Genomic DNA, 18601 nt, shown 5'->3' on the forward strand with positions numbered 1-18601 from the left:
TTGATGATCGTCATTAGCAGCATCGTACTTGTGCTCATCAGCCAATTCGATGAACCGCACTACCAAGACGCCAGCGTTAACGCCCAATTCTTCCCTAGTGCTATCGCAATTGCACAAATCGTCATTTGCATCGCTCTTATCGTCCAACGAAAGCTAAAAGCATCCATTCAACCGCCTGCCGTTCCTATATTTTCAAAAATGGCGATATTTGGAATCGGCTTTCTCGTGGCTTATGCGCTGCTGATTCATATCGTCGGTTATTTGATTGCAAGCTTAATCGCGTTCACGGCTTACTTGGTCTTTTTCAAAGTCAAAAAGCCGCTGTATTACCTTATCGCTTGGTGTTTTGTATTTGGGGTGTATTACCTATTTGGAGAGGTGTTTTACATCGCTCTACCTCAAGGCTTGTACTATTAAGGAGAGGCTATGTTTGAACACTTACTCAATGGCCTACTAACCGCATTTAGCCCAGAAGTATTACCAATCTTAATTTTCGGTGTTGTCGGTGGGATCATCTTAGGCGCACTACCCGGACTGACGGCTACCATGGGCGTGGCGATTCTATTGCCTTTTACCTTTGGTATGGATTCCACACCAGCACTGGTGATGCTTATTGGCGTCTATATTGGTGGTATTTACGGAGGCTCAATTGCCGCCATTCTATTGAAGACACCGGGTACACCGGCTTCAGCCGCGACGGTACTCGATGGACACACCTTAGCAGCAAAAGGACAAGCCGCTCGCGCGCTCAGTATTTCTGCGGTTGCCTCGTTTGTCGGCGGACTACTGAGTACGATTGTCTTAATTGCCATCTCCCCGCTTTTGGCAAACTTTGCACTACGCTTTAACGCGCCCGAGTACTTTGCGCTCGCTCTGTTTGGCCTAACCATTATTGTTAGCGTTTCTTCTCAAAACATTTTGAAAGGCTTGTTGGCTGGTAGCATTGGTTTATTGGTGTCGACGGTCGGTCTTGACCCTATCAGTAGCGTTCCGCGCTTCACATTTGGAATGATGGATCTTTATAGCGGCATCAATGTTATTCCGGTGCTTATTGGCTTGTTTGCCTTGTCAGAAGCCATTAATCAGATCGAGAAGATCATCAATGAAAAGCATGCAGAAGTACCAACATTTGATCGTAAAATCTTAAGCAAAAAAGACCTTAAGACGATCCTGCCTACAGCCACTAAAAGCGGCCTGATTGGCACTGCGATTGGCTCTGTACCCGGTGCTGGTGCAGATGTCTCAGCTTTTGTTTGCTACAACGAAGCCAAACGTTCAGCGAAAAAACCGGAAGAGTTTGGTAAGGGGTCACTTCATGGATTAGCCGCAGCTGAATCCGGCAACAACGGCGTAACCGGTGGCTCATTAGTCCCTTTGCTCACACTGGGGGTTCCGGGTGATGCCGTTGCAGCAGTTTTGTTGGGCGCACTTATTGTGCAAGGTTTAACGCCAGGGCCTCTGTTGTTTAGCCAAAGTCCCGAGGTGGTTTATGGCGTCTTTAGCTCGATGTTGGTCGCTAATATCGTCATGCTGCTGGTTGGCTTACTTGGTATTCGCTTCTTCTGTCGCATCATCGAAGTTCCGAAAATACTGATGATTCCAATCATTATCTTCCTGTCCGTGGTTGGTGCTTATGCGATTAACAACTCTATGTTTGATGTCGGCATCGCTATCGCGTTTGGTTTACTGGGCTTCGCCCTCGGCAAGATGGACATTCCATCCTCGCCAATATTGTTGGCCATCATTTTGGGGCCAATGGCAGAAACCAACTTACGCAAAGCCTTACTCATGTACGATAACTCGTGGTCATTCTTGTATGAGCGACCAATCGCACTTGCCTTCGTGTTGCTCGCGATCTTCTCGGTTTACTCAACATTAAAGATGAAGAAGAAAGCCAAACCCCAAGCCACAACCTAGAAAAGGTTACGTAACGACTAACACACAGCAAAAAGCCGGACTCTGATGTCCGGCTTGGGTTCTATGAGGGTTTGATTTCGATGCTGTGAATTAGTAGAAATACACCAGCATCTCGACCTCATCCCCTTGCTGATCAGCATTTAATGAGAAGTGGACATAGCCTTCTTCTGTCACTGGAATTTGCAGGTATTCATTGCTACCCCAGTAGTTTGATGCGTATTCGTGTTGCCCTACTGTTGGCCAATAAGCTTTACTCGCATACAGATCAACGTTGCCATTGTCTGCGTTACCGTTTTTGTCGGTTAGCCACACTCGCACCTCTTGTACTCCTTGCGGTACATAAACCGCTGCATAACGCTGTTGGTGCACCGTTAAGGTTTGTGCTTGGCCAGATTCCAATACCACTGGGGTTAAGTCATCTTGCTCTTGTGCTGGCGGTGTTGGGGGTTCAGTCACTAATGACGACTGTAGCGTCACGTCATTAAAGTCCGAACGGCCCGCAATGCTGATGTAGTAACGACCCGGCTTAATGTAACCCGATGGCTCCGGCTCAAACGTCACTAACTCATTGCTGCCATCGCCATATTGGCTGAACTCAAAGTCGTAGTAATGGGCTTCTTTCTCAAAGCTCATGTACAAATCGGCATCGCCTTGGCTATTGCCATGAATCGCCACGTCAAAGTGAGTTGTGTTCTCTGGCACATCCACATAGAACAGTTGCTCGCTGTATGCTGCGCCACTGAGCACCACACTTTGGTTTGAGACAAGCTGCGTTACTTGATCAGAAGGCTCAGTCGGCTCACCCGGATTTGGGTCTGGGTTCGGATCAGGCTGCTGAGATTCACTAGAGACTGAATCCAACCAACGGTCAAACTCGCCATTGTATTGTTCACCCAATAATTGAACCTGCTTTGCCCACTCAGCAAACTGACCAGAACGGGAAAGCGCCAGTAAGCTGTCTACCTCTTGCGGATGCTCTTCCAACATAAAGCGAACCGCTAAGTAGCCCCAACGATAAACGCGGTTGGTATCGTGAGAGTAAGTGGTCGCCAACACGTCCGATAGGCTCATCTTGCCGTCAGCAATCAGCCCAATCGCTGCGTCATAACCTTGCTTGTAATGCATGTACTCAGCAAAACCCTCAAGCCACCAAACAATGTAACCATGTGCCAAGTTATCGCTGAATGAGCCATATTGGTTGAATCGCGCATCTAGGTAATGGGTGTATTCATGCTCTAGGTTGAGAATAGAAAGCGCCTCACCATTGTCATAACGGTAAGCGACAAAGCGCGCCACATTGCCAGCTTGTGCCGGATTACCCTCAAGGTACTGACCACCGTTATCCGTCGTGTTACTAAACAAGAAAGACGAGTAATCCACGTAGCTGCCGTTGTTCGCAAACACGGCGACTTCTACTCGCTCGTTGTTGTCGTCCGCAACAGGTTGATGCCCTGTGTTTGCCACTTGATGGAAGTCGGCCTCTTTTGCGGCTAAAACCTCACAAGCTTCAATAGATTGGGCTTGGGTTAAATCTTGAGAACGAATGATGGCCGGACCATCACACTCATGACGATTCGGTAGCACGCGGGCCGCCAAATCACGCTTCGCTTGATCTAAATCCAGACCATTCAAACCTTCTGACGCGAAGTAGCTCATCATCTCGACTGCGGCTAGCCAAAGCTTATCGTGTTCACTACCAAGCGGGTTTTGCTCCATCACTTGTTGCATCACACGCAGCGCTTTCTCTTTGGTTGCTTGATTTGGGCTGGCTAATAAACGTCCGGTTTCGCGAACGGCGTTGTAAACCAAGAAGCTCGCATCCGTTTCCAATGCCCAAGCATTATCACGAGCAAATGCTGCTAACGTATCGATGTGTTGTGTATGGTTCGCCATGTATTGGTAGAAATCATCTCGCGAAGCATGGCCAGCCATTGCACGGAAAAGGTTGTTCAACCCATCGACCCACTGTGTATCTTGTGCCGTTTCGCGATTGAAGTGGCGCAGTGCCGCAAGTTGTGCTTCCATCGTTAGAGGAAGTTGCTTCACATTGTCGACCATCAACGTCAGGCTTTTCATCGCTCCTACTTGCTCGCGTCCTTGGTCTAGCGCGTGTGGATTTGCTAAGAACGCATTAATCGACTGAGCAAAACGTTGGCCTAATGTCTCAGAGAAATCCGGCAGTTGCGCGTTATAGCGAACGTAATAAGCCGCACGCACAAACTCACCAAGGTTCTCTAGTTTGCGCGCTTGCTCCGCCTCACCGCGGTAACTTGCAATGGCTTGGTTTAACGCGATTTGAATACGGCTTAAGCTCGCTTCACTGTAGATATCGTTCAGCGAATCAGCAGGTGCGGAGAACCAAGCACCATAGCAATGATGAGTCGCTTCAGAAACGACCAAGGCAAGATCAGACGCTTTTTGAAGATCAGGAATATCGCACTGCTCTTGTGCGAATGAGAAACTGGAAACACTGGCAAGCATGCAAGCTAGCGCCAAGCGATGACGTGGGAATAGACTGGTATGAGACATAACGACACTCATTGATTAGTTATATATTTGAGGGCGCTGTTATAGTCCTTACAATCAATACGGAGAACTGAGTTGCATAAAATTTATGAAGCCAGTTCAGGAAATAGAATTTATACTCTAATTTATAAACCAATTGCCAGATTTTCAGATTACCTCTCTCCGAAAACGTTACACAACTGATTGAAATATCAAAGATAAAGTCTGTTAATTAGAAAGAAAAAAGCCAGACATGTGTCTGGCTTTTAGGTTAGTAGCGCTTACCATCAATGCGTCTCAGCGGGATATCTTTCAAGACTTCCTCTTCTGCCATCCTCATATTGATGGCGACGATATCAGCGTCGCATTTCTCTGTCGTTACATAGTGTGTCAAACACCCACACAGATTGCAGCGGTGAAACTCGACTTCTTTATCACCCCAGATATAAAAGACAGAAGGCTCTTTAACGTAACGAACTGATACTTGCTCTGGTGAGTAGTAAGCCCAATAAGCTGCATACCGACGGCAGATAGAGCAATTACATGATGCTATCTCTTTCGGTACATCAGCTTGAACAACGATGTTCGCGCAATGGCATGTGATTTCCATATTTCAACTCTCCAATGCTGTTTGAACTACTATCTACTAAGCATCAATTAACTCTCTAGTTAACTTGGATGTTTTAGATTGACATTTACATTTATCTGATGCGTTTCCTTGGTCAGATAAATCTACAGGTATTTTTGCCAACTCCACAGTAAAACCTTTGTTTTGCATTTCGCGAGCGTGATGACGCAAGTTAACTTTGGAAAAGAAAGGCATATGCAAATCCCCTCCTCTTGATTGAATGATTGCTAGAACAATTTTATGTACTCGCTGTTTTGATGGCTCAAATTGAAAATTCAAAGAGCTATCCTCTAAATACTCTTGGACTTGAGGTAAAACTTCTGGACAGTTCAACATCATATCTAACCCATTGGTCGCTTGCGCGAAAAGATGGCTCAACACACTACTCCCACCATAGTGCTTAACGTGCACAATCCGGTCACACTGCGTAACTAGGTCACAAAATTCATAGTTTTGTTTAATATCTTTTTGTCTTACCCAATGTTGGTCGAGAACCGCAATATTTTCATCATCAGCTATTCTTCGTAAATAGCAACACTCTCGCTTATCCTTATAAGGTTTCTTTTCAAAACCATTCCATCTTGGCAACTTTTTAAAATAGGTTTCAACTTCCTCAGCAAAAGACGCTTTCACATGATACCAACGCCCATCATTTAGAACGTACTTTGTATTGTTAAGCTCAATCTCACCATTTAGCGCTTCAAATAGCCCTACGCTATCAATTTGTTGATCGTTTCCATTAAATATTAAAATCTCCTTTTTCTTAAGAGAACTTATTGTTATCGATGTTGTGTTTTTAAAAGGAGCTTCCGCCAAAAATGTTTTCAGATTTAGTTCAGGGTGTTTACAAGGAGAGCCGTTTCTAATTGACTTTGTAGAATAAACAAAACCTGAGAAGTCTTCATAAGCAATTATCTTAGGCGGAGCTAGCCAAAAGCCCTCTAATAATTGGTTGTTAAACTTAAAGGTTAATTCCGCTTCCAGAGCATTTATATTCTTTGGGTCTGTTTCTATTCCAATAAATTCGGCCCAAGGGTACTTCAATTTGTAGTTGACACTAAAGTACGCATCAACAAGTCTGTTTGCCAATTCCTGAAACTTTTCAGCCTCAATCTCAGTGTATAGAGAAACAGAATCATTTCCTGAGACCATTTCTAACTCATCATCACTTCGATTTACTATCGCCGTTATTGACTTCAATATCTCATGGTCAAACTCAAAATCAAAATCTTGTATTCCAGAGTTGGTTGATACTTGGGATCTTGTGTTTCTTGAGACTCTATCTAATGTTGATTTATCTATGGATTTAAGTTGTTCAGGATCACCTAAATTCATTGAAACTCTTAACCCAAACCCTCGCTCAATAGCAGCAGTATCAATCAAACTTTTTCCATATCCAAAAGTAAAAATTACATACCTGTTACGAACTTTGACGAAGAAGGCTCCCTTTACTGATTTCTGTGTAAATTTTTTGCTCTCTATATCGCAATCAGCAAATAAACCAGCCCAGTTAGCTTGAAAAGACTGTGTAGATAAACAGAGAACAAAGCTATCCTTTAAATGCTCGTATTTATAATGCGTTGAGAATTTTTTTTTGGAGTTCTGAATCTCTTCTATTGCTAGATTCTCTTTACTTAAAAATGCAACAACATTTCTCTTCATATTTTCATTCCAAACTTAATGCCAACTAAGCTAAACCTAACTTTTATTTAAATAATAATGCTCACGGTGATACTGAAGAAACTTCTGTTCTATCTTGTGTTTCTTGTTCAGCGTTAAGTGTCCGTCTAGGCCAATCAAACTGAAATTCTCCGCAATTGAGAACACTCCGTTATCAAACATCACGTGATGATTTGGACATAAGCACAGGATATTTTCGACCACATCAGGTCCACGATGCGGCTCACCCAGCGGTTGAATGTGTGCAGCTTCTGCGTAGTACCCTGCTCCAGTATCAATGGCCAAACCGCATACTTGGCATTGGTATTGATGCCAGTCTTTTACCTGCTTTGCCTTTTTGTAGTCTCGGACGATCTTGTTGACCGTAACGGCTTGGCGGGACGTTACCTCATAACGTGCTTTGGTTGTGTCTTGCACCTCTGCCGCAGGTTCCGAATCAATTTGGACAAGTTTATAGCGCCATACTTTGAAGCCAGACAATCCACGCTCGCACCAATAGTCTTCAACGCGGTATAAACCCGCATATTGGTAACCTTTGGTTGGAGAATAATGGCTTTGGTGTTTATGACTTCGAGTAACGCGGACGGGTAACTCCTCCAGCTTGTTTCTAGCCAGAGCGAGGTTGGTGCGTTCTAATTTTTGATCGGCAATTTGTTTATTGCTGTTTTCGTCACGACCACCAGCTCCGGTATAGATGATGACGTTGCCAAAATCTTCGTCGTCTTCATAACCACCGGAAAGTACGATTGAGTCAGCGCCTTCTTTAGCGCCGCCACTGATACCAGCCTGCGTTGGTGGATGGATGCCAGATTTGGCTAACGCGGCTCGATTTTCGAACATGTCACCGACTTCGGTATCGGGTATGTGTCCAAAAACTCTCATAGTAAACCCTTGTATGTGTACTACTCAGTGGGAAAACGTGTCGAGAAAAGTGACGAATTTCCAACTGATACATACGCTAACGGTATCACAGTCAATCAGGTTTATATGCGTGAAACCTTCTCATTTTTCACAAGAAGTTTTTATGGTGACAATCGTTTATTTTCATATACATAGCGAACAGCACCGGGTAAACAACATGGTCAATTTTGCATCTCAAACAAAACAAAGATCACAACTTATTATCAAAGTCCGACGTGCGGTTTTCTGTCATCCATATTTAACGTGCTAGTCATAATTATCAATAAGAATAATCACTCTAATTCGACTTATGGACAGACAGATGAAATTGACACAATGGATTGTTGGGCTAAGTGGCTTACTCGCATTACCGAGCTTGGCAGACACAGATGTATACCTTACGAATAACTCAGACCAACCGTTAACCATTCAGGTAAAACATGAAGGCAGCGATTTACTGGAATACGGTGAAGAATGGCAGCAACATGTGCAATTACTTGGTCCTTGGGAAACCAAATCGATACTGAGCTTTAATCGCTGGGAAGGCGTGAAAACTGGCCAGAACTATCGCTTTGAAACCGTGGTGTCTAACCCACAAGGTGAGAGTGTCACACTCAACCAAGTGGTGGAGGGCCATTGGTATAACTCGACAATGGAATATGGCCTATCGGCTGCTGATGTCGGTTTAGCATTGAAAGATGACCGTAACGTCCACCGTTCTTATACGGGATCTTTTGGTATTCGCAATACAGAGCTCGCATTCAAATCGAGCAAGACAGCCCGGTACGACGATTTGCACTACACCATCACCCCTAGCAAGGTAGATGAAGCAACGGATAATAATGAGCAAAACCTGAAGCTGATGACTTATAACATCTGGGCTCTGCCTGCGATTGCTTCACATATTGGCGATCGTTACGCGCTAATTCCTGATTACGTCAAAGGTTACGACGTACTGGCACTACAAGAGGTGTTTGCCAATGGTCGTGATGCGTTCTTACGAGAACTTGCAAAAGAATATCCTTACCAGACTAAAATGCTGGATAAAGAGGGTTTCAACATTTACGACGGCGGTGTGATCATCGTGAGCCGCTACCCTATCGTGAATCAGGCGCAATATGTGTTCCCTGATTGCACCGGCACCGACTGTTTTGCCGACAAGGGCGTGAATTATGCGGAGATAGTCAAAGGTGGTCAGGCTTACCATGTGTTTGCCACGCATACCGCCTCTTTTGATACGGACACGGCACGAGACTATCGCCAACGCCAATTTAAACAAATGCGTTCGATGGCTCAGTCTTTGAATATCCCAACGAGTGAAACTGTGGTTTACAGTGGCGACTTCAATGTGAATAAGTTGAAGTTCCCTGATGACTATCAACAGATGATTGCGAACTTAAGTGCAATCGAGCCGCAGTACTCAGGTTATACGGCTTCCACCTTCGACCCTCGCATTAACAATTTTGCCGGAGAGGCTTTATCTGGTGGTGAGAATGTTGAGTACCTCGACTACGTGATGGTGAGTAATGAGTATGGCGTGAAGTCGTTTAACGATAACCGTGTCGACGTTCCGCGCTCTACCGCAGAGAGTTTGTGGAAACACTTCAATCTGTCGGATCACTTCCCTGTTAGCGCTGTGATCAAACCATGAAACGTGTTGCGTTAATTACTGTGTCCGCCGTTGTGGCGGGCACGATTTGGTTCTCAATAGCGGGCAATAAGAGTGAAAGCTTGTTGCCGTTTTCTTCTGTATTCGAAGGGCGTGCTGAGCAAGATACTAGAGATCATTCTTCTTCACCAGAAAGCCAAAACGCCGATAGAAAAGTCGTACCGAAAGCCAAAGATACCCCTTCTCCAATTAAAGCGATTGTTGGACGTTTGAATGACGCCAAAGGTCGTGCATTAAAAGCCGAGATAGAGACCTTCTGGCACACGTGTATGTCTGACCATAACTGCGAATCTAAGCTGGCCGAACTGGAAAGCTATATGTCGGGTGAGCGGTTTGCTTTACTGGCGAACTACCATCAACTAAACAGTTTGTGGCAGCAAAGTGTGGGTGATTTGTTGTTTGATGAGCAGCAACCGCTCACCTCTCGTGTTGCTCTTCTCAAAGCGGAAGCAAGAAAGATATGGGGTGAGTTGGCCGAAGTGATTTTTGCTGATGAGTTTGCCCTTTACGATTTTAGTTTGCAGGCAGAGCAGTTGAATTCGACTCCTGCTCAAGACTACGTGCAAGCCTTTGGGGATTTAGTTCAAGAGTGGCAAGGCAATGAGGAAACGTTGGGACTAGCCAGCGAGCAAGCAAAGTACGAGCGTGCGGTAGCGTTAATTCCGGATAACGTCAGCCAAACAGAGCGCGAGGCTTTGATTGAAGAGCTTCAACAAACTTACCTTTCTGAGCAAGAGAGTGAAGAGATACGCGCTCGCGAACAACAAGTCGCCGAGCAAAAGCAGCAAGTGCGCGATTATCAGAGTGAGTTGCAACAGCTTGAATCCAAACTGGCAACTCAAAGAGCCACCAGCCATGCAGGTTTGTCGGACTCGGAATGGCAGCGTTATTACCAACAAGAGGTGGCGGATTTTCGTCGCAAGTTCTTCGCTGGCTAACGGCTCGTTTGTCTGAGCAATTGGAGGTGAGAGATTCCCTACTCGCTCATTCTTCGCTCTAGGCAATGACGATATTTGAGTTCGTGGCCATCGACAGCAAATAAGTCCTCCACTAACTCAAAACTTAAACCGTGTCATTCCAGCAAGCCTAAGCGCGACTAGGAATCTGGTTCCCGCGAATGCTTGATACAAGAAGGTCGCTCACTTAAAGCGACCTTCTATAATTCGTTCCGTTAAGAACTCAAGAGTTACAACACTCGTAAGCACTCTTCCGGAGGTAAGCTAAGCAGCGTGTTAGCGAAGTTGATCTTCTCATCACGCCATTTCAATGCCGCTTCTCGGCTGTCTTGCGAATGTCGGTCAGCTTCAAAGTAGCTTTTTCTTGGTAGTCCGTTCGCTGGCGTCATCACCATCGATTGTTCATTCAAACGAATCGTAAATAGGAACTGGCCACGTTGGCCGGTTTGCGCTGCTGGGTGGTGCAATGTGGTATCGCAGCAATAGCGTTTATCACGTAGTGCGCGGCATGTGTATTCAAAGACATCTTGAGCACCACGACCAGGGAACGCGGTATAAATACTGATGCCATCTCGTTGCAAAGACTGATCACCCGCCGCCAGTTGCACCGCGTATTGGATCATCCTAAAGCCCAGAACCACGCCACCAATGCTGTTCAATCCACTGTATTGAATTGCGCCATCTAAGCTCAGACGAAGTTTGTCTTCCCCTTCATAAAGAAAAAGATCAGGCGATGCCCAATCACTCTTTGGAATAAGCAGTTGAGTAATATCCGAGTGTTCCATGTTGGTCTCCGCAACAATGAGTGTATTTGAGACCACAAACATAACGTAATGAGAATTATTATCAATAAGTTTAAAGAAAAACTGAGAGCATAAAAAGGCACGGCTCATTACAATAGATCGTGCCTATATCAGAAATGCCAATCCGTTGAATTCAAATTGAACTCCTTGAGCCAAACCGGATTTCGATCGTAACTTCAGAACAAGTTCAAACCAAACACACCTTTCACATCAAATAGCACTTGCTCAGTTTTCTCACGTGAACGTTGGCTACCTTGTTTTAGGATGTCGACCAGTTGTGCTTTATCATCTAAGAACATGGCGCGTTTTTCTCGAATTGGACGAAGCATCTCTTGCAGACACTCTTCCAATACTTTCTTGGTTGTTCCGTCACCCAGCCCACCACGGCGATAATGCGCTTTTAACTCTTCCACATAAGCTTTGTCAGTATGGAACGCATCAAGGTAAGTGAACACGATGTTACCTTCCACTTGGCCTGGGTCTTCAATACGCAAGTGGTTTGGATCGGTGTACATGGATTTCACCGCTGCGCTGATCTCTTTCTCTGTCGCTCCAAGATTGATTGCGTTGCCCATGCTTTTCGACATTTTGTTTTTGCCATCCGTGCTTGGCAATCGCGGCGCGTCACTGAGTAGTGGACGACACTCTTTCAAAATGGTTTTCCCGCCAAGATGGTTTATCTTTCTCACGATTTCATTGGTTTGCTCTAGCATTGGCAATTGGTCATCACCAACGGGAACAAGTGTCGCGTGAAAGCCAGTAATGTCAGCCGCTTGAGAGATTGGATAAGTCAAAAATCCAGCCGGAATCGAGCGCTCAAATCCTTTGCTTTGGATTTCGTTTTTCACCGTCGGATTACGCTCCAAACGTGCGATAGAAACCAAGTTACTGTAGTACATGGTCAGCTCAGCAAGTGCCGGAACTTGAGACTGCAAGCAGATGGTGGTTTGAATCGGATCGATGCCAACGGCAAGATAATCCGCCACGACGTTCAATATATTGGAAGAGACCTTGGAAGGATTGTGCGCGTTATCGGTTAAGCCCTGCATATCGGCAACGAGAATGGTTTGATCGTGCTGAGTTTGTAGCGCAACACGCTGTTGTAGTGAACCGACGTAATGACCTAAATGCAATGGGCCAGTGGCTCGGTCGCCAGTGAGAATGACTTCGCGTTGTTGAGTGTTTTGTGTGGTGTTCATAACTTATCTCCGAATAAAAATAGATCGCTACTGGAGATAAAAAGACATGACACTCTTAGCTACCGTCCAGCAGCGTAAGAATGTAAAAATTCCGCGCCGCTCTAATTAGAGCGCCACCAGAAGAAGTTTGATGAAGGTGTGAATGTCGTTTTCATATGTTTAAAACTAACAAGGAGCAGAGCTGAAAGCAACCCTACTCCTTGTACAATTTGATTTTTCAGTTTTGGCACGCTTTGCCAGCACGGCATCAAATCTGGATATACATGGCGATGACCAGTGCAGCACCAAATAGGCTACCCGATACAAACGCACACAATACCGCTTTATTCTGTTTGCTTCTCATCCTTTACTTCTCGACTTTAGAGCACGTAGAGCAACGCTGATTGCTCCGCTCTGATACTAAGTTGAACAGTGATAAATCCTTTCCGGTGAATCGATACGCCAAACAATCTTCGGTTCACTCTGTTGCAGACAGCGTTACGATTTTTAGCGAAAACTTAAACCACTTAGTCCAAGAAGTGTGATGACCTTAGAACAAGTTCAATGAAAGCCGACAAGGTTTACAGAGACGTGTCTATTAAAAACGGCCAGATTTATTGTGCAAAACGGCAAAGACTCGAAGCAATTAGCAACCGGATGTCACCGTTTCAAAGCTTGGTTCCGTACCTTCTCCCGATGCTTGGGTGTAAAGGAAATAGCATTGACCGTTCTCTAATGCATCGGCGCTTTGCGCAAAACCAATGTAGAGTTTGTTCTTGCCCGGCGCCTCTGGATCAGACACCACCAAATCCCCATCGAGGTTCACCATTTCTTCAACCGAAACGTTGTCTAAATGCCCCCAAACCATCAGAGGTTCGCCATCGTCCTGCGCGCCATTTTTGTTCAAATCTAAAAAGGTATTGTCTGTTGCCGTGGAGCCAATCGATACGCCATAACCAAGCTGATACTTGGCATTGGCAATTTGGTTCGCGTTCACCACAGCGCCTCTCACGCCCTCGATCACTGCTGCTCTCGCATCACCCTGAATATTCAAAAAACGTGGTGCGGCCGTCACGGCTAAAATCCCAAGAATCACGATCACCACGACTAATTCAATTAAGGTGAAACCCTTTGCTGTTCTCATTTAAAAGCCCTGTATTTGTTACTTAGGGCACATGTTAGAGCGGTGAAATGAGATTACTATTGGTCAACATTGGATTGGGAAATCTTACGTCGGGTTCGAGAACAATCTGACAAAGTGACGAGAGATTAGCGACACTTTGAGGTTCCCCTAGCAGGATGCAATAAATAAGGTCGGGGGAAACACAAAAACGGAGGCATTAGCGCCTCCGTTTCAATTCAGCATTTTCGTTGAGTTCTTGAGCTCAACAATATGAACGATCATACCGGATATTCGTGGAAACCCATTTTCTCGGAGATCACGCGGCCAGCATTGTGCAGCATGGATACGTACTCTTCACGGCGAGACTCTTCAAAGCGCACCGTTGGGAAAGACATCGACACACCCGCAACCACATGCCCAAAGCGGTCATAGACAGGAACCGCGACACAATATAAGCCTGGTTCTTGTTCTTCGTTATCTTCCGCGTAATGCTGCTTACGAACTAACTCAAGCTCTTTAAGCAAAGATTCAACGTCTTTATGAGTATTTTTTGTATGACAAATAAACTCAATATCTTTCAATGATTCTCTGACAAATGCTTCTTCGCGTTCCGCTAAAAGTACTTTACCAATCGCGGTACTATAGAGTGGATTGCGGCGTCCGACACGTGAGTGCATTCGCAATGAGTATTTAGCATCCAATTTATGGATGTAGATGATCGCGTCTTCATCTAATGCACCAAGGTGTAATGCTTCACCTGTTGCATCCGCGATTTTGGTCATCTCGATGTCTGCTAATTCAATAAGGTCGACATACTCTAGCGACTTCGCTCCCAATTCAAACAAGCGAATGGTTAAGCTGTACTTATCGGCTTCGTCCTCTTGGGATACATAGCCTAACGTCTTCATTGTTTGAAGAAAACGGTAAGTCGTCGCCTTCGACATCATCAATCGTTGAGACAAATCCGACACGCCAATTTCTTTCTGCTCGCCTAACGCTTCTAAGATACTAAAGACCTTTAGAACGGAAGAGACGGATTCTGGTTGTGTGTTCTTTTCTGCCATATTCTCGCTTTCCACATCAATGTTTCAGCCAGTATACCTTTAGTGTTCAAAAAAAATGAAAAGCTTTTTCAATAAAAAATCTCATTTGTATGATAAATCTTCGCTTAAAGGTGACTCACATCATAAAATTTTTAAAACACCTTTTCATTTTAGTTGATCGCATAATTTCATTTCTATAAAGTGACCTCATCTGATGGCAATAAGTCATACATTAATACTTAATTTGCATGGTAAGGAACTCATTATGATTCTCGATTCGTTCAATCTTGAAGGAAAAGTCGCTGTTGTGACTGGGTGTAATACTGGACTTGGTCAAGGTATGGCGTTGGGTTTGGCTAGCGCAGGCTGTGACATTGTCGGCGTGAACATTTCTGAACCAACAGAAACCAAACAACAGATCGAAGCGCTTGGTCGCCGCTTTTTGGATGTACGTGCGAATCTTATGGTTCTAGACGATATTCCAAGCATCATTGATCAAGCTGTTACTGCGTTTGGCAAGGTCGATATCTTGGTAAACAACGCTGGCATCATTCGTCGCAATGACGCTCTCGAATTCAGTGAGCAAGATTGGGATGACGTGATGGACATCAACGTCAAATCGGTCTTTTTTATGTCTCAAGCCGCAGCCAAGCAGTTCATTGCTCAAGGTACTGGCGGCAAGATCATTAACGTGGCGTCCATGCTTTCATTTCAAGGTGGTATCCGCGTCCCTTCATACACGGCATCGAAAAGCGGCGTGATGGGCGTAACGCGTTTGATGGCGAATGAATGGGCAAGCAAAGGTATTAACGTCAATGCAATTGCGCCGGGCTATATGGCGACTAACAACACCGCAGCTCTGCAAGCAGATGAAGAACGAAATAAAGCAATCGTCGAGCGCATCCCTGCAGAGCGTTGGGGTACACCAAAAGATCTGGCTGGGCCGTGTGTCTTCCTTGCGTCTTCTGCTTCTGATTACGTGAACGGCTATACCATAGCGGTCGATGGCGGCTGGTTAGCTCGTTAAGGAGAAAGTGATGTTTGTATTTAATAAAGACATTGCACTGGAAGATCTTGGCGATGGTATCAAACGCAAAGTTTTGGCTTACAGTGACAACATGATGAGCGTCGAAGTGTATTTCGCCAAAGGTGCGGTCGGCGCTTTGCACAGTCACCCTCATGAGCAAATTACTTATGTGCTCTCCGGTGAGTTTGAATTCACCATTGGCGACGAGACGAAAGTCGTCAAAGCCGGAGATGCGCTATATAAGCAGCCGAACATCATTCATGGCTGTACCTGTTTAAGCGAAGGTGTGTTGCTCGATAACTTCACGCCTATGCGCAAAGATTTTGTCTAAATTTAAAAGATTATTATTGGAGAAACCCATGAAAATTGCACTGATGATGGAAAATAGCCAAGCGGGCAAAAACGCGATTGTGCTAAACGAGCTTGAGCAAGTGGCTCGTTCACAAGAATACTCAGTATTTAACGTAGGCATGAGTGATGAAAACGATCATCACCTGACTTACATCCACCTAGGCATCATGGCGAGCATCTTAATCAACTCTAAAGCAGTGGATTTCATCGTGACTGGGTGCGGTACAGGACAAGGTGCCATGATGTCATTGAATATTCATCCAGGCATTGTTTGTGGCTACTGCTTAGATCCATCTGATGCATTCTTGTTTAATCAAATTAACAACGGCAATGCCTTATCGCTTGCGTTCGCAAAAGGTTATGGCTGGGGTGCAGAATTAAACGTTCGTTATATTTTCGAGAAAGCATTCACAACCGGAGATCGCGGCCAAGGTTATCCACTAGAGCGAGCTGAACCACAGCAGCGAAATGCAGCCATTCTTAACGATGTGAAGTCCGCTGTCGTAAAAGAAAACTACCTCGATACGTTAAAAGCCATTGACCCAGAACTGGTGAAAACCGCAGTAAGTGGCGTGCGTTTCCAGCAATGTTTCTTTGAGCACTGCCAAGATGCGGAGATCGAAGCATTCGTACGCGAAATCTTAGCTTAATGTCTTAAATCCCGTTGTCGCTTTTCTTCCATCTTTAAGCGGCAACGGTTTTATGCATATATCTAACCACAAAATATAATCATACATATCACTCTTTCTTAGCGTGATATCCTTTCTAATTCCGTCCAAAAAAATCGTATCACAGCCCTACCTCCCCTCCAATAAAAATTAATTTAAAACAATATATTTCAAGCACTTAATCAAAATTTCTATAAGAAAAACCATTTCTTTACTGTTTAAACAACAAAATTGAAATAGCGTTTCATTTGTCACATTTTTTGTATTTCCCGTTCGATCTTTTGTCATACATATTAAATAATGAACCAACGTTTTAAAAAACAGAAACCTTATTTTTAAAATCACTAGGGGTACAAAAATGAACATAGATATACTCGTAGTCGCCGTTTACTTTGTGTTTATGATCGCTGTCGGGATCATCTTTAAACGCTTGGCCGGTAACTCAACCAGTGACTACTTTAGAGGTGGCGGCAAGATGTTGTGGTGGATGGTAGGCGCAACGGCGTTTATGACTCAGTTCAGTGCGTGGACGTTTACCGGTGCAGCAGGCAAGGCCTTTACTGACGGCTTTCCGATCATGGTGATCTTCATGGCGAATGCGTTCGGCTTCTTGTTGTCTTGGTTATTCTTTTCGTACCGTTTCCGTCAAATGCGAGTAGTGACACCTGTAGAGGGTGTGCGCCGCCGCTTTGGTGCAACGAACGAGCAAGTGTTCACTTGGGCAACAATGCCAACCAGCATTGTTTACACGGGTATTTGGTTGAATGGCTTGGCGCTGTTCGTGAGTGCGGTGTTCAAAATTGACATCGAGACCACCATCATTGTCACGGGTTTGATCGTTCTGTTTATTTCTGTGATTGGCGGCTCATGGGGCGTTGTGGCGTCAGACTTTGTCCAGATGGTTGTCATCATGGCCGTAACTGTAGTGTGTGCCGTAGCGGCGATCATTAAGATCGGTGGCCCAAGTAACTTGATCGAGCAGTTTCCTACCGATTCAATCATGGGACCGGGTATGAACTACCCACTGCTGTTCGTCGCTTGGTTTATCTTCATGTTCGTTAAGCAGTTGCAAAACATCAACAACATGCAGGACTCTTATCGTTTTCTTACTGCAAAAGATTCTATCAACGCACGTAAAGCAGCTCTGCTTGCCTTTGTGTTGATGCTTGTTGGCCCTGCGATTTGGTTTATGCCTCCTTGGGTAACTGCAGTTATCTACCCAGACGCAGCACTTGCGCACGTCGATGCTCTTGGCGGAAAAGCAGCAGATGCGGTTTACCTTGTGTTTGTAGAGCGTGTGATGCCAGTCGGCATGGTTGGCCTACTTATGTCTGCCGTGTTTGCAGCCACCATGTCTTCAATGGATTCTGGCCTCAACCGAAATGCGGGGGTTTTCGTTCGTAACTTCTACAACCCAATCATCAATAAAGATGCGTCCGAACGTCAGCTTATGCGTGTCAGCCAAGCGGTCACCATTGTGTTTGGTGTACTGATCATCATGGTCGCATTGTTCATCAATTCATTGCGTGGTTTGAGCTTATTCGACGCAATGATGTACGTGAGTACCCTACTTCAAATGCCGATCTTGGTGCCGTTATTCTTCGGCATGTTCATCAAGAAAACACCGGATTGGGCTGCATGGGCAACGCTTGCTGTTGGTATGGTGGTCTCTTATCTCGTGAGTTTTGTGATCACTCCAGACGTTATCGCGAACATGTTAAATCTTGAAAATGGCTTTACCAGCCGTGAAGCGTCTGACCTGATTGTCATGAACGGCATCATCGGTCATCTACTGATTACAGGTGGCTTCTTCTGCTTAACTACTAAGTTCTACAAGGCACCTCAAGAAGCGCGCGCAAAAGAGCTTTCGGAATTTTGGACGGATGTTGATACACCAGTGGTGGAAGCTGAAGGACAAGATGAAGTGGATCGTCAACAACGCAGCATGCTTGGCAAACTGATCTTGGTGTTTGGTACTTTGGTTATCGCCATGGTGTTGATTCCAAATCCATTCTGGGGACGCATGGCCTTCCTATTCTGTGGTGGTGTTGTTCTTACCGTTGGTGCCTTGCTTCTTAAGAGCGCCAAGAAAACTGAAGTACTGTCGACACAATTACAACACTAATTCTCGTTTGAATTCAGACCTAGGAGGC

Annotated in this window: 16 protein-coding genes; 8 read left to right on the plus strand and 8 right to left on the minus strand. The window is 45.1% G+C overall.

Translation table 11 applies throughout. From position 1 onward, the window contains the following. The first annotated feature begins 3 nt into the window (after positions 1 to 3). Positions 4 to 417 carry a tripartite tricarboxylate transporter TctB family protein gene (locus tag ATB76_RS06785; protein ID WP_061034986.1) on the plus strand — a complete coding sequence of 138 codons (414 nt, stop codon included), beginning with the start codon at positions 4 to 6 and terminating at the stop codon, positions 415 to 417. Positions 418 to 426: 9 nt separating this feature from the next. After that, positions 427 to 1917 carry a tripartite tricarboxylate transporter permease gene (locus ATB76_RS06790; RefSeq protein ID WP_038867030.1) on the plus strand — a complete coding sequence of 497 codons (1491 nt, stop codon included), beginning with the start codon at positions 427 to 429 and terminating at the stop codon, positions 1915 to 1917. 90 nt (positions 1918 to 2007) lie between these two features. On the opposite strand, the gene ATB76_RS06795 is transcribed toward ATB76_RS06790, so the two are convergent. From ATB76_RS06795 to ATB76_RS06810, 4 genes are all read right to left on the minus strand, one after another. Next, positions 2008 to 4446 carry a M9 family metallopeptidase gene (locus tag ATB76_RS06795; RefSeq protein WP_061034921.1) on the minus strand — a complete coding sequence of 813 codons (2439 nt, stop codon included), beginning with the start codon at positions 4444 to 4446 and terminating at the stop codon, positions 2008 to 2010. A 247-nt stretch (positions 4447 to 4693) separates the two neighbouring features. After that, complete coding sequence (locus ATB76_RS06800) at positions 4694 to 5032, minus strand: aldehyde-activating protein (protein WP_061034922.1); 339 nt, start codon at positions 5030 to 5032, stop codon at positions 4694 to 4696. A 36-nt stretch (positions 5033 to 5068) separates the two neighbouring features. Then, positions 5069 to 6712, minus strand: a complete 1644-nt coding sequence (locus ATB76_RS06805) for a TIGR04141 family sporadically distributed protein (RefSeq protein WP_061034923.1) — start codon at positions 6710 to 6712, stop codon at positions 5069 to 5071. A 36-nt stretch (positions 6713 to 6748) separates the two neighbouring features. After that, positions 6749 to 7612 carry a YDG/SRA domain-containing protein gene (locus tag ATB76_RS06810; protein ID WP_061034924.1) on the minus strand — a complete coding sequence of 288 codons (864 nt, stop codon included), beginning with the start codon at positions 7610 to 7612 and terminating at the stop codon, positions 6749 to 6751. Between the two features lie 340 nt (positions 7613 to 7952). Between ATB76_RS06810 and ATB76_RS06815 the strand changes: the two genes are divergently transcribed. Together ATB76_RS06815 and ATB76_RS06820 are read left to right on the plus strand one after the other, a co-directional pair. Then, entirely contained in the window at positions 7953 to 9281 is a 1329-nt protein-coding gene (locus ATB76_RS06815) for a sphingomyelin phosphodiesterase (RefSeq protein ID WP_061034925.1), read from the plus strand. Continuing rightward, on the plus strand, positions 9278 to 10237 hold the full coding sequence (locus tag ATB76_RS06820) for a flagellar protein FliT (RefSeq protein WP_061034926.1): 960 nt from the start codon (positions 9278 to 9280) through the stop codon (positions 10235 to 10237). Before ATB76_RS06815 ends, ATB76_RS06820 begins: the two co-directional genes overlap by 4 nt. A 248-nt stretch (positions 10238 to 10485) precedes the next feature. Here the strand turns inward: ATB76_RS06820 and ATB76_RS06825 are convergent, their stop codons facing one another. The 4 genes from ATB76_RS06825 to kdgR all read right to left on the minus strand — a co-directional run bounded on the left by ATB76_RS06825 (position 10486) and on the right by kdgR (position 14423). Continuing rightward, complete coding sequence (locus tag ATB76_RS06825) at positions 10486 to 11040, minus strand: hypothetical protein (protein ID WP_061034987.1); 555 nt, start codon at positions 11038 to 11040, stop codon at positions 10486 to 10488. Positions 11041 to 11234: 194 nt separating this feature from the next. Continuing rightward, complete coding sequence (trpS, locus tag ATB76_RS06830) at positions 11235 to 12257, minus strand: tryptophan--tRNA ligase (protein WP_061034927.1); 1023 nt, start codon at positions 12255 to 12257, stop codon at positions 11235 to 11237. 625 nt (positions 12258 to 12882) lie between these two features. Next, positions 12883 to 13380 carry a type II secretion system protein gene (locus ATB76_RS06835; protein WP_061034928.1) on the minus strand — a complete coding sequence of 166 codons (498 nt, stop codon included), beginning with the start codon at positions 13378 to 13380 and terminating at the stop codon, positions 12883 to 12885. Between the two features lie 257 nt (positions 13381 to 13637). Continuing rightward, positions 13638 to 14423, minus strand: a complete 786-nt coding sequence (gene kdgR, locus ATB76_RS06840) for a DNA-binding transcriptional regulator KdgR (RefSeq protein WP_061034929.1) — start codon at positions 14421 to 14423, stop codon at positions 13638 to 13640. 244 nt (positions 14424 to 14667) lie between these two features. Here kdgR and kduD point away from each other — a divergent pair, with 244 nt between their 5' ends. The 4 genes from kduD to ATB76_RS06865 all read left to right on the plus strand — a co-directional run bounded on the left by kduD (position 14668) and on the right by ATB76_RS06865 (position 18573). Further along, positions 14668 to 15429, plus strand: a complete 762-nt coding sequence (gene kduD / locus ATB76_RS06845) for a 2-dehydro-3-deoxy-D-gluconate 5-dehydrogenase KduD (RefSeq protein WP_009705707.1) — start codon at positions 14668 to 14670, stop codon at positions 15427 to 15429. Positions 15430 to 15439: 10 nt separating this feature from the next. Continuing rightward, the gene (locus ATB76_RS06850) at positions 15440 to 15760 is read left to right on the plus strand and encodes a cupin domain-containing protein (protein ID WP_045424123.1); all 321 of its coding nucleotides are present in this window, start codon (positions 15440 to 15442) and stop codon (positions 15758 to 15760) included. A gap of 28 nt (positions 15761 to 15788) precedes the next feature. Beyond that, positions 15789 to 16430, plus strand: coding sequence for an RpiB/LacA/LacB family sugar-phosphate isomerase (locus tag ATB76_RS06855; RefSeq protein ID WP_009705705.1), 642 nt, complete (start codon positions 15789 to 15791; stop codon positions 16428 to 16430). A gap of 376 nt (positions 16431 to 16806) precedes the next feature. Beyond that, the gene (locus ATB76_RS06865) at positions 16807 to 18573 is read left to right on the plus strand and encodes a sodium:solute symporter family protein (protein ID WP_045424117.1); all 1767 of its coding nucleotides are present in this window, start codon (positions 16807 to 16809) and stop codon (positions 18571 to 18573) included. The last annotated feature ends 28 nt before the right edge of the window (positions 18574 to 18601 follow it).

The organism is Vibrio sp. MOR3, from assembly GCF_001557775.1.
Classification (GTDB): domain Bacteria; phylum Pseudomonadota; class Gammaproteobacteria; order Enterobacterales; family Vibrionaceae; genus Vibrio; species Vibrio jasicida.

What these genes read in the sequence shown, in the direction of transcription:
- ATB76_RS06850 (WP_045424123.1), top strand. Translation starts at nt 15,440, where the DNA reads ATGTTTGTATTTAATAAAGACATTGCACTGGAAGATCTTGGCGATGGT.
- ATB76_RS06865 (WP_045424117.1), top strand. Translation starts at nt 16,807, where the DNA reads ATGAACATAGATATACTCGTAGTCGCCGTTTACTTTGTGTTTATGATC.
- ATB76_RS06795 (WP_061034921.1), bottom strand. Translation starts at nt 4,446, where the DNA reads ATGTCTCATACCAGTCTATTCCCACGTCATCGCTTGGCGCTAGCTTGC.
- ATB76_RS06815 (WP_061034925.1), top strand. Translation starts at nt 7,953, where the DNA reads ATGAAATTGACACAATGGATTGTTGGGCTAAGTGGCTTACTCGCATTA.
- ATB76_RS06825 (WP_061034987.1), bottom strand. Translation starts at nt 11,040, where the DNA reads ATGGAACACTCGGATATTACTCAACTGCTTATTCCAAAGAGTGATTGG.
- trpS (WP_061034927.1), bottom strand. Translation starts at nt 12,257, where the DNA reads ATGAACACCACACAAAACACTCAACAACGCGAAGTCATTCTCACTGGC.
- kdgR (WP_061034929.1), bottom strand. Translation starts at nt 14,423, where the DNA reads ATGGCAGAAAAGAACACACAACCAGAATCCGTCTCTTCCGTTCTAAAG.
- ATB76_RS06835 (WP_061034928.1), bottom strand. Translation starts at nt 13,380, where the DNA reads ATGAGAACAGCAAAGGGTTTCACCTTAATTGAATTAGTCGTGGTGATC.
- kduD (WP_009705707.1), top strand. Translation starts at nt 14,668, where the DNA reads ATGATTCTCGATTCGTTCAATCTTGAAGGAAAAGTCGCTGTTGTGACT.
- ATB76_RS06810 (WP_061034924.1), bottom strand. Translation starts at nt 7,612, where the DNA reads ATGAGAGTTTTTGGACACATACCCGATACCGAAGTCGGTGACATGTTC.
- ATB76_RS06800 (WP_061034922.1), bottom strand. Translation starts at nt 5,032, where the DNA reads ATGGAAATCACATGCCATTGCGCGAACATCGTTGTTCAAGCTGATGTA.
- ATB76_RS06805 (WP_061034923.1), bottom strand. Translation starts at nt 6,712, where the DNA reads ATGAAGAGAAATGTTGTTGCATTTTTAAGTAAAGAGAATCTAGCAATA.
- ATB76_RS06790 (WP_038867030.1), top strand. Translation starts at nt 427, where the DNA reads ATGTTTGAACACTTACTCAATGGCCTACTAACCGCATTTAGCCCAGAA.
- ATB76_RS06855 (WP_009705705.1), top strand. Translation starts at nt 15,789, where the DNA reads ATGAAAATTGCACTGATGATGGAAAATAGCCAAGCGGGCAAAAACGCG.
- ATB76_RS06820 (WP_061034926.1), top strand. Translation starts at nt 9,278, where the DNA reads ATGAAACGTGTTGCGTTAATTACTGTGTCCGCCGTTGTGGCGGGCACG.
- ATB76_RS06785 (WP_061034986.1), top strand. Translation starts at nt 4, where the DNA reads ATGATCGTCATTAGCAGCATCGTACTTGTGCTCATCAGCCAATTCGAT.